Origin of the sequence: Methylobacterium litchii (assembly GCF_038442315.1) — a bacterium.
GTDB lineage: Bacteria > Pseudomonadota > Alphaproteobacteria > Rhizobiales > Beijerinckiaceae > Methylobacterium > Methylobacterium litchii.
Map to the genome: position 1 here is coordinate 101,659 of NZ_JBBXMY010000007.1, position 11,985 is coordinate 113,643.

An 11,985-nucleotide genomic window follows, 5' to 3' on the forward strand; every position below is an offset into this window, starting at 1 on the left:
CATACCGGGCCGGACCGACCGCACTCTGGTGGGAGGCGTCACGCATCCCGTGTCTGCGGTCAAGGTCAGAACGGTCGTTGCGGCGCTGTGCCTCCCCGCCCCGTTTCCGGATGGCCGGACGGGGCGGATGAGGGCTCAGATCGCCTTGCGCGCGTTGGGCGGCGTGACGGCGGCGGTGGGGATCGGGGCGCCGAGGAGGCTCACCGGACCCTGGCCCGCATCGGAGACCGCCGGGGGCTCGTTCACCGCCGGATCGAGCCGGCGCGGCTTGAACGAGGCGGCGAGGCTCTTGGCCCGGGCGAGGTCGCCCGCGCTCAGCTTCGTGGCGACGTCGTCGCGCTTCTTGCCGGCATCGTCGTCGCCCTGCGCGGCGGCGGCGCCGAACCACACGAAGGACTGAACCAGATCCTGCGTCAGGCCGAGACCACGGGCGTAGAGCACCGCAATGTTGTACTGGCTGTCCCGCACCCCGTGCTCGGCACCCTGGCGGAACCAGGAGGCGGCCGAGGCGAAATCGGGCTTGCCGCCGGCGGCCGGGTTCTCGGCATAGATCACACCGAGGTTGTGCATGGCACGGGCATGCCCCTGCTCGGCCGCGCGGCCGTACCAGAGCTTCGCCTGGGCGAGGTCGCGGGTCACGCCCGAGCCCTTCTCGTAATGGGCGCCGAGCTTGTACTGAGCCGGGGCGTAGCCGACATTGGCCAGCTTCTCGAACAGCTTGGCGGCGGCGGCGAGGTCACGCGGCATCCCGCGCCCATCCGCCTCGCGCATCGCCAGTTCCCACACCGCCGGGCCGTCGCCTGCGAGGGCGGCCTGCTTCACCTTGGCGAGGCCGGCGGGCACGTTGGCGAGGTCTCCGGCGAGACCGGCCATGTTCGGAACCTGCGGCACGGCGGGCTTCGCCGGGGTGGCGGGCTCCTGCACCTTGGGGCTCGCGACGGTCTGCGTCGTGGTCGGGTCCTGCGGGATCGCGGCGGGGGCAGCCGCCTTCGGCGCCTCGGCGGTCTTCTGGGTATCGGCGGGCTTCTCGGCCGTGGTGGCACCCGGCGTGGGGGCGAGTTGCGGCACGCCCTTCGGGTCGTCGTTGCGGACGCCGACCGCCTGGATCGCGCCCAGGGTGAGGACGATGGCCGCCAGCCCCAGGAGGAGCGGCTTCCGGTGCTGGTCGATCTCCGAACGCAGGCGGTTCATCCGCCCGGTCGTGGCGGCGGCCTGCGGAACGGCCCGCTGGCGGAGCGGCCGGTCTACCGGCGTCTCGGCGGCGAGCTCCGCCTGGGCGGCCTGGGCCGCGCGGCGGGCGGCGGCGATGAAGCTCGTCTTGATGTCGCCGTTGGCCGACGTGGCCTTGTCGATGGACGGGGCCTTCGTCACCGGCTCGCGCTTCTCGACCGTGATCGCGGGAGCGCGGCTCGGGCGGGGCACGCCGGGTTCGAGCAGGGCATCGCCGGCGGTCAGGACCGGGGCCGGCTCGGCCTCCTCGCGCTGCGGCGCCCGCCACGTGGCGCGGGGCGCCTCGACGGTGGTCGTGGTCATCAGGCGCTCGTCCAGGGACGGGCCGCGCTGGGCCGGGGCGGTCTCGACGGAGCCGAGGCGGTTGACGAGCCGGTCGAGGGCCGATTGCACGCCTTCGAGGGTGGCGCTCAGGCGCTCATCGGAGGCGATCTGCCGGGCCTGCATCTCAGCGAGGCTCGCCCGGAGCAGGCCGAACTCACTCGGGTTGGCGGCGGGGTTCACCCCCCGCAGCGTCTCGGCGACGGCCTCCTTCGCGGCGCGGGTGATCACCGCCTCGCTGGGAGAGACATCCCGCAGCGCCTCGACCTGATGCATCAGATCGTTCATCGTCCGCTCAAGGCTGGTCAGCGCCGGATCGAGGGTGGAGGGCGCCTCGATCTTGTCGACCAGGGTCAGGACCTGCTTTTCGAGGGCGTCGAGCCCGTCCGGGCCGTTGCGCTCGCCGACGCGATCCACCTTCTCCGCGAGGCTGTGCAGCATCGCCTGGATCGAGGCCATGTCGCCCGAGGCGGCGACGGGCGCGGCCTTCCGGGGACGGGCGCCGGCTTCGACGTCGGCGCGGGCCGACAGGCTGTCCACTCTCTCGGCCAGCGCGCTGATCTCGTCCGCCAGCTCCACCTTCGGGGCGGGGCTCTCGGTGGGCACCGGCTCCGGCGTGGGCTCCGGCGCCGGGGGAATGCGGGCGATGTCGTCGCTCAGCGCCTCGACGCGGGCGATGACCCGGCCCAGGCGCGTCGGCTCGGCGAGTTCGTCGGCGGCGGCGCGGATGGTGGCGAGTTCGGCCGCGAGCGCGTCGAGGGCCGAACGGTCAGCGTCGGCCTCCTCGAAGGCGATGGCGACGTCGAGGCGGTTCTTGAAGCGCTTCAAGCCGGTGGCGACCTGCGCGTGGGCGGCCTCCGCGTCGGAATGGTCCAGTTCCTTTATCCGCGTGCGGATCACCGCCAGCGGCAGGGCGAGCGCCGGCACTTCGGCATCCGAGCGGGCGCGGCCGATGCTCGCCGCGAGCGAGTCGAGGGCGCTTTCCAGGGAGGCGATGTCGGCGTTTGTCGCGAGCGGCGCCACGGTCTCGGTGAGCCGGGCCGCCTCGCGGCGCAGTTCGTCCATGACGTAATCCGGCAGGGTGCTGGCGGACTTCATGGGCGTCTCGATCTTCGGCTCGGCCGGCGTCGCGACCTTGGCTTCGGTCTCGGTGACGAGACGGCGCTCCAGATCCCGGTGCATCGTCGCGACGGTGCCGGCCGGCTCGGCCTGCGCCGAGAGTTCGCGCTGGCGCTGGCGGATGGCCTGAACGGCCTCGCGCATCTCGGCGGCGGTGGACTTGGCGCGCTTGGCGGCCGGGCGGACGGTGACCTGATCGCCGAGTTCGGCAACACGGCGCTCGATATCGCCGAGGCGCTCGGTCACCTGCTGCACCGGGCTCGTCTGCAGGGCGCGGTCGATGCGGAGCTCGATCTCTTCGAGGCGCTTCTGCTCAGCCTGGGCCGCCGCGCGGCGCTCGGCTTCCATGGAGCGGTCCAGACCATCGAGGCGGGTCATGAGGGTGGCCAAACCTTCGGAGGAAGCGGTGCCAGCCGAATCGTGTGCGGGGTCCTGCACCATCCGGGTCGCCTCCTGGGAAACCTGTCGCTCGGCGCTGCCGCCGAGCGGGGCGAGATGCTGCGGCACGACGGAGGCGATCCACGCCTCGAGGGGGACGCCGGCACGGCTCGCGACATCGCGGGCGGCTTCGATCACCTCCGGATCGAAACTATCGAAATGCGAGATCGCGTTGCGGTTCATCGTCGGCCTGTCGTCATCGGCGAGCAGCGCGGCGGCCGACCGTTCCAGTCCGGGTCATCCCCGGTGCTGCAACCTGTGGGCCGCCTTGGCGTAACCATTAAATTTGTTGGTAAACATCGGGTTAAGGTTGTGGCGACGATTGCACCGAACCTGTTGATCCGCCGGACTGCAACTATAGCGTGCTATCTCGCGGCCAATGCCGGCCCAACCGGCGGTATGGCTTCTCCGTCAATGGCTTATGCCTTGCGACATCGTGGCCGTGCGGCGTCCTGCGGCTTCGTGCGGGCGTTGCTGAAGAGGGCTCCGGCCGTTTAATATTTACTCGTCGCAGGCGGTCCGGCAGATGGCCGCGCGAATCGTAAGGTGGGACATCTTCGCATGCCGCAATACCGCGCTCCGGTGGACGACACGCTGTTCCTGCTCAACGATGTGCTGGGACTCCAGGGCCGCTCCAACCTCGCGGGCTTCGCCGATGCGACGCCGGACGTGGTCGAGGCCGTGCTGCGCGAAGGCGGCAAGCTCGCCGACGAAGTTCTCGCCCCCGTGAACCAGGCCGGCGACCGGGAGGGCTGCACCCGCCATCCCGACGGCCGTGTGACCACGCCGACGGGGTTCAAGGCGGCCTACGACGCCTATGCCGGCGGCGGCTGGATGGGCCTGTCGGTGCCCGAGGCGTTCGGCGGGCAGGGACTACCTCAGGTTATCAACACGGCGATCCAGGATTTCGCCTCCGGCGCCAACCTCGCGCTCAGCATGTATCCCGGGCTGACTCAGGGCGCGGTGGCCGCACTGCTCGTCCACGGCTCAGAGGAGCAGAAGGCGCGCTACCTGCCGAAGATGGTCGAGGGGGCCTGGACGGGCACCATGAACCTGACCGAGCCGCATTGCGGCACGGATCTCGGCCTTCTCCGCACCAAAGCGGCGCCGCAGGGGGACGGGTCCTACGCGATCACCGGCACCAAGATCTTCATCTCGGCCGGCGAGCACGACCTGTCGGAGAACATCGTGCATCTCGTCCTCGCCCGCATCGAGGGCGCACCGGCCGGCACCAAGGGTATCTCGCTCTTCCTTGTGCCGAAGGTCCTGGTAAATGAGGACGGCTCGCTGGGCGCGCGCAACGGTGTCTCCTGCGGCTCCATCGAGCACAAGATGGGCATCCACGGGAACAGCACCTGCGTGATGAACTACGACGGCGCCATCGGCTGGCTCGTCAGCGAGGCGAACCGCGGCCTCAACGCCATGTTCGTGATGATGAACGAGGCCCGCCTCGCGGTGGGCGTCCAGGGGCTCGGCCAGTCCGAGGCGGCCTATCAGAGCGCCGTCGCCTACGCGAAGGACCGCCTCCAGGGCCGCGCCCTCACGGGGGCCAAGGCGCCGGAGCGGGCGGCCGACCCGATCATCGTCCACCCGGACATCCGCCGCACGCTGATGCAGATCCGCGCCTTCAACGAGGCGGCCCGCGCCCTGGTGCTCTGGACTGCTCTGCAGGGCGACGTGCTCCACCGGGCGGAGGACGCGAAGGAGAGACAGACGGCCGACGACCTGATGGGCCTGATGACGCCCGTGGTGAAGGGCGTGCTGACCGATCGCGGCTTCGCCAACGCCGTCGAGGCGCAGCAGGTCTTCGGCGGGCACGGCTATGTCGAGGAATGGGGCATGTCGCAGTTCGTGCGCGATGCCCGGATCGCCATGATCTACGAGGGCGCCAACGGCATCCAGGCCATGGACCTGATCGGCCGCAAGCTACCAAAGGACGGTGGCCGGGCGATGATGGCCTTCCTTGGCGAGGTCCAGGCCTTCCTGAAGGAGAGCGGCGAGGACGAGGCCGCCTTCGCCAAGCCGCTGCAGGCGGCCCTCGGCGATTTGCAGCAGGCGACGATGTGGCTGATGCAGAACGCCATGGGCAACCCGGACAACGCGGGCGCGGGCGCCACCGATTACATGCACCTGCTCGGGCTGGTGGCTCTCGGCTACATGTGGTGCCGCATCGCCCGCGCGTCGCTGGCGCAGAAGGCCGAAGGCGGCGACACCGCCCGGTGGGAGAGCAAGCTCGTCACCGGCCGCTTCTTCATGGAGCGCAGCCTGCCCGAGACGGCGCTCCGCCTCGCGCGGGTCAGGTCCGGCGCGGGCACGACGATGGCGCTTGCGGCGGAGGCGTTCTAGGGCGCCTCCCCGGCCTTAGCTCCGCAGGGCCCGGTCCAGATCCTCGATGAGGTCGGCCGGGTCTTCCAGGCCGATCGACAGACGCACAACCTCAGGTCCGGCTCCGGCGGCGGTCTTCTGCGCGTCGGTGAGCTGGCGGTGGGTGGTCGAGGCCGGGTGGATGATGAGCGAGCGCGTGTCGCCGATATTGGCAAGATGCGAGAACAGTTCGAGGTTCGAGACGAGCTTCACCCCCGCCTCGTAGCCACCCTTCAGGCCGAAGGTGAACACGGCGCCCGCGCCGTTCGGCGTATAGCGCTTGGCCAGCGCGTAATACTTGTCGCTCTCCAATCCGGGATAGCTCACCCAGTCGACGGCCTCGTGCTTGGCGAGGTGGCTCGCGACGACGAGGGCATTGTCGGAATGGCGCTGCATCCGCAGCGGCAGGGTCTCGATGCCGTTGAGGATGAGGAACGCGTTGAACGGCGAGAGCGACGGCCCGAGGTCGCGCAGGCCGAGGACGCGGCAGGCGATGGCGAAGCCGAAATTGCCGAAGGTTTCGGCCAGCACCATGCCGGCATATTCCGGCCGGGGCTGGCTCATCATCGGGTAGCGGGCATCGCCGGCCCACTGGAACGTGCCGCCATCGACGATCAGGCCGCCGATGGAATTGCCGTGGCCGCCGAGGAACTTGGTGGCCGAATGCACCACGATGTCCGCGCCGTGTTCGAACGGGCGGATCAGGTACGGCGTCGCCATCGTGTTGTCGACGATGAGCGGGATGTTGTGCTTCTTGGCGATCACCGACAGCGCGGCAATATCGGTGATGACGCCGCCGGGGTTGGCGATCGATTCACAGAAGATTGCCTTGGTGCGCGGAGTGATCGCCGCCTCGAACGAGGCCGGATTGTCCGTATCGGCCCAGACCACCGACCAGCCGAAGTTCCGGTAGGAATGGTTGAACTGGTTGATCGAGCCGCCGTACAGCTTGTTGGCCGCGATGAACTCGTCGCCCGGCTGCATCAGCGCGTGCATCGTCAGGAACTCGGCCGCGTGGCCGGAGGCCACCGCCAGCGCCGCCGTGCCGCCTTCCAGCGCCGCGATCCGCTCTTCGAGCACCGCGTTCGTCGGGTTGGTGATGCGCGTGTAGATGTTGCCGAAGGCCTGGAGGCCGAACAGCGACGCGGCATGGTCCACGTCGTCGAACACGAAGCTCGTGGTCTGGTAGATCGGCGTGGCGCGGGCACCCGTCGCGGCGTCGGGGGCAGCGCCTGCATGGATCGCCAGGGTGTTGAAGCCGGGCAGCCGGTCGGTCATCGCGCTCACAAGTCTCCGTGGGCTTTCGCCCACAGCCTGTACGCCCCCTCGGGAGCACGGCGCAAGGCGGCCCTCAGGGAGCAGCCCTGCGGAAGACGAGGATGAGGTTGTTCGCCGGCATCTCGACCCGTTCCGCGAGGACGAGGCCGTGCGCCTGCGCGAGCCGCGCGATCTCCTCCAGTTGCCGAAGCCCCCAGCGCGGGTCGCGCAACCGAAGGTCGGCGTCGAACGCCTCGTTGCTCGGTGCGGTCGCCCGCCCCTCCTCCCGGAACGGCCCGTAGAGGACGAGGGGCGCCCCCGCCGGCAGGAGACGGCCCGCGCCGGCCATCAACCCCTCGGCGGCGGCCCAGGGCGCGATGTGGATCATGTTGATGCACACGAGGGCGTCGGCCTGCTTGACGGGCCAGTCCGACGCGGCGGCATCGAGCTGGAGCGGGTCGCGCAAATTCGGCAATCCGGCGTGGCGGGCATGGGCGGCGACGCTGCGCAGGGCCGAGGGCTCAGGATCGCTCGGCTGCCACACGAGGTTCGGCAGGGCGCGGGCGACATGCACCGCGTGCTCGCCGGACCCGCTCGCCACTTCGAGCACCGTCCCGGTCGCGGGCAGGACCCGGCGCAGCACAGCGAGGATGGCGTCGCGGTTGCGGGCGACGGCGGGGGCGATCAGGGCATCGCCCTCGGCAGGCCAATTCAGCATGGCGCCAGCCTAGCACAGTCCGGTGAAGGCGGGTGGTTCGACGGATTGTCCGAAGATGTGGTGAGCGCGCTGGGACTCGAACCCAGGACCTACAGATTAAAAGTCCGTTGCTCTACCAGCTGAGCTACGCGCTCGCGTCCCCGTCGAGCGGGGCCGAGGGCCACCGCAATAGGGGAGCGGATCGGGAGGGTCAACCGATGGTCGCGCGGGCTCGCTCCACGATGGCGCGGGCCTCGTCGAACGCCGCAGCCGCGTCCAATTCGGTCGTGTCGAGCTTCACCGCGTCGTCGGCCATGCGCAGGGGCGCGGCGCTGCGCGAGGAATCGCGGGCGTCGCGGGCCTCGATGTCGGCGAGGATACCTTCCAGCGTCGAGGATTCGCCACGGCTCGCCAGTTCCCGGTGGCGACGGCGGGCGCGCTCCTGCGCGGAGGCGGTGATGAACAGCTTCACGCTCGCGGAGGGGCACACCACCGTGCCGATGTCGCGCCCATCGAGGACGGCGCCCGCCGGATCGGCGGCGAAGCGGCGCTGCCATGCGAGCAGCGCCTCGCGCACCTCCGGCACGGTCGAGATGCGGGAAGCCGCCTCACCCATGGCCCGGTCGCGCAGGCGCGAGTCGGTGAGATGGCGGGCGCTGAGGTTTTCCGCCGCCCGGATGGCCGCCTCGGTGTCGTCCAGGGAATCGCCCGCCTGGAGGAGCAGAAAGGCGACCGCCCGGTAGAGCAGGCCCGTGTCGAGATGCGGCAGGCCGTAATGCGTGGCGAGGCGCTTGGCGAGGGTGCCCTTGCCCGAAGCGGCAGGCCCGTCGATGGCGATGACGAGGGACATGTCAGGCTCCGATCCGTCCACCGAGGGCGGACATGGTCGGCAGGAAGCTCGGGAAGCTGGTGGCGATCATCGCGCCGTCATCCACGGTCACGGGCTCGCAGGTCGCGAGGCCTAGGACGAGGAACGACATCGCAATGCGGTGGTCGAGATGCGTCGCGACCGTGCCGCCGCCCTTCGGCGCGGACCCGTCGCCCTCCACGATCAGGTCGTCGCCCGCGATGCGGTGAGGGATGCCGTTGGCCGCGAGGCCCGCCGCCACGGCGGCGAGGCGATCCGATTCCTTCACGCGCAGCTCGTGCAGCCCGTTCATCCGCGTGGTGCCTTCCGCGAAGGAGGCCGCCACGGCGAGGACGGGATACTCGTCGATCATCGCGGGCGCCCGCTCGGCGGGGACGTCGACGCCCTTCAGGCGGCTTGCCCGGACGCGCAGGTCCGCGACGGTCTCGCCGCCCTCCTCGCGCTCGTTCACGCGCGCAATGTCGGCGCCCATCTCGATCAGAGTCGTGATGAGGCCGGTGCGGAGCGGGTTCATTATCACGCCCTCGATGACGATGTCGGAGCCGGGCGTAATGAGCGCGGCTACCAGCGGGAAGGCGGCCGAGGAAGGATCGGCCGGCACGATCACGTCCGTGCCGCGCAGGGTCGGCTGGCCGGTGAGCGCAATGCGGCGGCCGTGTCCCTCGGGGCCGTGGGGCTCCACGCGCACCTCGGCGCCGAACAGGCGCAGCATCCGTTCGGTGTGGTCGCGGGTGGCGGCGGTCTCGATCACCGTCGTGATGCCGGGGGCGTTGAGCCCGGCGAGCAACACGGCAGACTTGATCTGCGCCGAGGCGGCGGGGGTCTCGTAGGTGATCGGGATCGCCTCCTGCGGCCCGCGCAGGGTCAGGGGCACGCGGCCGCCGTCCGCCTCGGACACGACTTGCGTGCCCATCTGCGTCAGCGGATCGAGGATGCGCCGCATCGGCCGCGAACGCAGGGAGGCGTCGCCGTCGAAGGTGGCGGTGACGGGCTGGCCGCCGACCACGCCCATCATGAGGCGCGAGCCGGTGCCGGCATTGCCGAAATCGAGCACGTCGGCCGGATCGGTAAGCCCGCCGATGCCGACGCCGTCGATGGTCCAGCGTCCTTCGCCCAGCCGCTCGACCGTCGCGCCGAGCGCCTTCGCGGCGGCGGCGGTGCGCAGGACGTCGTCGCCTTCGAGCAACCCCTCGACGCGGGTACGGCCCTGGCTGAGCAGGCCGAGGATCATCGCCCGGTGGGAGATCGACTTGTCGCCCGGCGGGCGCAGGCGCCCGGTGAGGGCGCCGCCGGGCGAGGCGGTGAGAGGCTGTGGGGGAAGGTCGTGCGACACGGGTCGAGTCCGTTCGGGTCTTCTACGCCGGGTCAGTCCCGGAGGCCGGTTCGCGGCGCGGTTAACACGGGCGCCGGCCTTCGTCATCCGCGCGGAGGTCCGCGCCGGCCCCCCGGCGGACGAGGTTCGGGAAAACATTGGCGTTTCCCCTCCGCGGCCGCTTCGATTGACAGGCGCGGCAGCCGCGACTAACCGGGCGCCTTCCCAGATAAGTCTCGACGACGAGGTGTCCCCCGTGGCCCGACCGGAACTCGGCCTGAAACGGCAGTGCATGAGCTGCGGCGCGAAGTTTTACGACCTCGCCCGCGACCCCGCGACCTGCCCGAAATGCGGCGCGGTCTATCAGGCCACGACCAGCCGCGCCGCGCCGCCGGCGATCTCGCGCAGCACCGACGACGACGAAGACGAGACGGACGAGAAGGGTCCGGAGATGGTCTCCCTCGATGAGGTCGAGGCTGCCGAGGACGATGCCGATCCCACGCCCGAGGATGATTCCACGGAAGACGGGGATGCGGCCACCGACGACGACGACACCTTCCTTGAGGAGGAAGACACCGGCGACGACGACGTGGCCGATCTGATCGACGGCGACATCGAGAACGACGAAGAAGGCTGATCGCTCCGGCCAAGCTTCTTTCGCAGAAACTCGCGAAAGGGGCTTGAGTCCGGCCGGCGGGGCGCTTATAGAACCGCCCTCGCCGGACGCCAGCCGGATCGGCGAACCACGCGGAACCCAACCGCGGTGGAAAATAGTGGGGCCTTAGCTCAGCTGGGAGAGCGCTTCCATGGCATGGAAGAGGTCATCGGTTCGATCCCGTTAGGCTCCACCATTTCTCTTTCGGATCCCAGTGCTGCTTCAGCTCGGTCGCGCTCCGGATCCTCTTCCCTCGGCACTGTCTTGAGCGCGGTCGGCATCCTGTCCGCCGTGATCGCGACACCGACGACTACGCAAGCCGAAGGCGTCGCGGAGATACGCCCAGCCTCTCCCGCCGAGGCGCTGGTGGCCGATCTGCGCGGGCGCATCCTGCGCTCTGACAGCGCGACCGCCGTCCTCGAATCATGGTGTGCCGAGAAGGGCCTCGCTGGCCAAGCCCGCCTTGTCGCCCATCGCCAGATCGGCGCGGACAAGGCACCAACGCTGGAGCAGCGCATACGCCTCGGCGTCGGGCCCGACGAGCCTGTCCGCTATCGCCACGTCCGTCTGGCCTGCGGGGACAGGGTCTTGTCCGAGGCGGACAATTGGTACGTGCCGGCGCGACTCACCCCTGAAATGAACGCGGCCCTTGACGGGTCGGACGTGCCCTTCGGCCGGGTGGTACGCCCGCTGGCGCCCGTGCGCCGGGTCGTCTCGGTCGAGAGCTATCCGCTCGCCGCCGAGCCCGGCCCCGATGCGCCGCTGGTGCGGGTCGATGCCCTCCTCGTGACCGGCGCGGGCGCGCCGTTCTGCGAGGTCATCGAAACCTATCTCGGCGCGACCCTGCCGCCATCCCGCTAGGAGCCCTGCTTTGACGCCCGTATCGCTTCGCCTCGCCGGTCTCGCGCTCGCCGTGGGCCTCGTCGCCCCTGCTCACGCCGCGCCGAACGATCCGAGCGGCCTGTGGCTGACGGAAACCGGCAAGTCGCGCGTGAAAGTCGCGCCCTGCGGCGGCGGCTATTGCGGGACCATCGTCAGCGCACCGGGCAAGGCGCTCGACGCCAACAACCCGGACCCGTCCCTACGCGGCCGCAGCGTGATCGGCGTTCAGATCCTGGACGCCCGCAAGCCCGACGGCGCGGGCTTCTCCGGCACGCTCTACAATCCGAACGACGGGAAGACCTATTCGGGCTCGCTGAAGCTGACCAAGCCCGACGCCCTCGAAGTCTCGGGCTGCGTCCTCGGCTTTCTCTGCAAGAGCCAGACGTGGACGCGGACAAAGTGATCCATGACGGGAATTAATCCCGCATATCTTGTGCGCTGCCACACCCGGCGATTTTCCGCACTGGATCGATAGCGCACAACCTTGGTTCCCCGTCCCACACAGCATCGGACGGACCAGATGACCCGGATCACCTCACTGACGATCACCGCCGCGATGGCCTTCGCCATCGCCACCCCTGCCTTCGCGCAGGTTCTCGAAAGCCCCACCACCACGACCGTCGTCGTGCCGCGGGGCGCGCCGGGCGTCGTGACGCCCCTGAACAACACCACGGGTGGCGACGCGGCGGTCTCGTACTCGCCGACCGGGCGCCCCGCCGATTCGATCTCGAACGACTCGGCCGCGGCCGGCAATGCAGGCCAGCCCTCGCGCGTCGCGCCGCAGGGTGGCGGCGGCGGCAAGTAAGCTTCTCGCACGCCCACAAGGCAGGCCGCGCTGGAAG

At 70.2% G+C, this 11,985-nt stretch carries 10 protein-coding genes and 2 tRNA genes; 6 read left to right on the top strand and 6 right to left on the bottom strand.

Annotated elements, in window-relative coordinates:
* Window positions 1-135: 135 nt before the first annotated feature.
* On the bottom strand, window positions 136-3,291 hold the full coding sequence (locus AAHF99_RS14505) for a tetratricopeptide repeat protein (protein WP_342165102.1): 3,156 nt from the start codon (window positions 3,289-3,291) through the stop codon (window positions 136-138).
* Window positions 3,292-3,669: 378 nt separating this feature from the next.
* On the opposite strand from AAHF99_RS14505, the gene AAHF99_RS14510 reads away from it, so the two are divergent.
* On the top strand, window positions 3,670-5,454 hold the full coding sequence (locus AAHF99_RS14510) for an acyl-CoA dehydrogenase C-terminal domain-containing protein (RefSeq protein WP_342165103.1): 1,785 nt from the start codon (window positions 3,670-3,672) through the stop codon (window positions 5,452-5,454).
* 15 nt (window positions 5,455-5,469) lie between these two features.
* Here AAHF99_RS14510 and AAHF99_RS14515 read toward each other — a convergent pair whose 3' ends face one another.
* From AAHF99_RS14515 to aroA, 5 genes are all read right to left on the bottom strand, one after another.
* Entirely contained in the window at window positions 5,470-6,750 is a 1,281-nt protein-coding gene (locus AAHF99_RS14515; protein WP_342165104.1) for an O-acetylhomoserine aminocarboxypropyltransferase, read from the bottom strand.
* Window positions 6,751-6,823: 73 nt separating this feature from the next.
* Window positions 6,824-7,447, bottom strand: coding sequence for a DUF938 domain-containing protein (locus tag AAHF99_RS14520; protein ID WP_342165105.1), 624 nt, complete (start codon window positions 7,445-7,447; stop codon window positions 6,824-6,826).
* Between the two features lie 58 nt (window positions 7,448-7,505).
* A tRNA-Lys gene (locus AAHF99_RS14525) sits at window positions 7,506-7,581 on the bottom strand.
* A gap of 56 nt (window positions 7,582-7,637) precedes the next feature.
* A complete protein-coding gene (gene cmk, locus AAHF99_RS14530) occupies window positions 7,638-8,276 on the bottom strand; it encodes a (d)CMP kinase (protein WP_342165106.1) in 639 nt (212 codons plus the stop codon).
* Window position 8,277: 1 nt separating this feature from the next.
* On the bottom strand, window positions 8,278-9,627 hold the full coding sequence (gene aroA, locus AAHF99_RS14535; protein ID WP_342165108.1) for a 3-phosphoshikimate 1-carboxyvinyltransferase: 1,350 nt from the start codon (window positions 9,625-9,627) through the stop codon (window positions 8,278-8,280).
* A 235-nt stretch (window positions 9,628-9,862) separates the two neighbouring features.
* Here aroA and AAHF99_RS14540 point away from each other — a divergent pair, with 235 nt between their 5' ends.
* The 5 genes from AAHF99_RS14540 (at window position 9,863) to AAHF99_RS14560 (ending at window position 11,948) form a co-directional block, all read left to right on the top strand.
* Window positions 9,863-10,243, top strand: a complete 381-nt coding sequence (locus tag AAHF99_RS14540) for a TIGR02300 family protein (RefSeq protein ID WP_243955504.1) — start codon at window positions 9,863-9,865, stop codon at window positions 10,241-10,243.
* A gap of 138 nt (window positions 10,244-10,381) precedes the next feature.
* Window positions 10,382-10,457, top strand: a tRNA-Ala gene (locus AAHF99_RS14545).
* Between the two features lie 170 nt (window positions 10,458-10,627).
* Window positions 10,628-11,122: a hypothetical protein gene (locus AAHF99_RS14550; protein ID WP_342165109.1), complete on the top strand. Its 495-nt coding sequence runs from the start codon at window positions 10,628-10,630 to the stop codon at window positions 11,120-11,122.
* 10 nt (window positions 11,123-11,132) lie between these two features.
* On the top strand, window positions 11,133-11,546 hold the full coding sequence (locus tag AAHF99_RS14555) for a DUF2147 domain-containing protein (protein ID WP_412759888.1): 414 nt from the start codon (window positions 11,133-11,135) through the stop codon (window positions 11,544-11,546).
* 117 nt (window positions 11,547-11,663) lie between these two features.
* Window positions 11,664-11,948 (top strand): hypothetical protein, encoded by a 285-nt coding sequence (locus AAHF99_RS14560; RefSeq protein WP_342165110.1) that lies wholly within the window; start codon window positions 11,664-11,666, stop codon window positions 11,946-11,948.
* The last annotated feature ends 37 nt before the right edge of the window (window positions 11,949-11,985 follow it).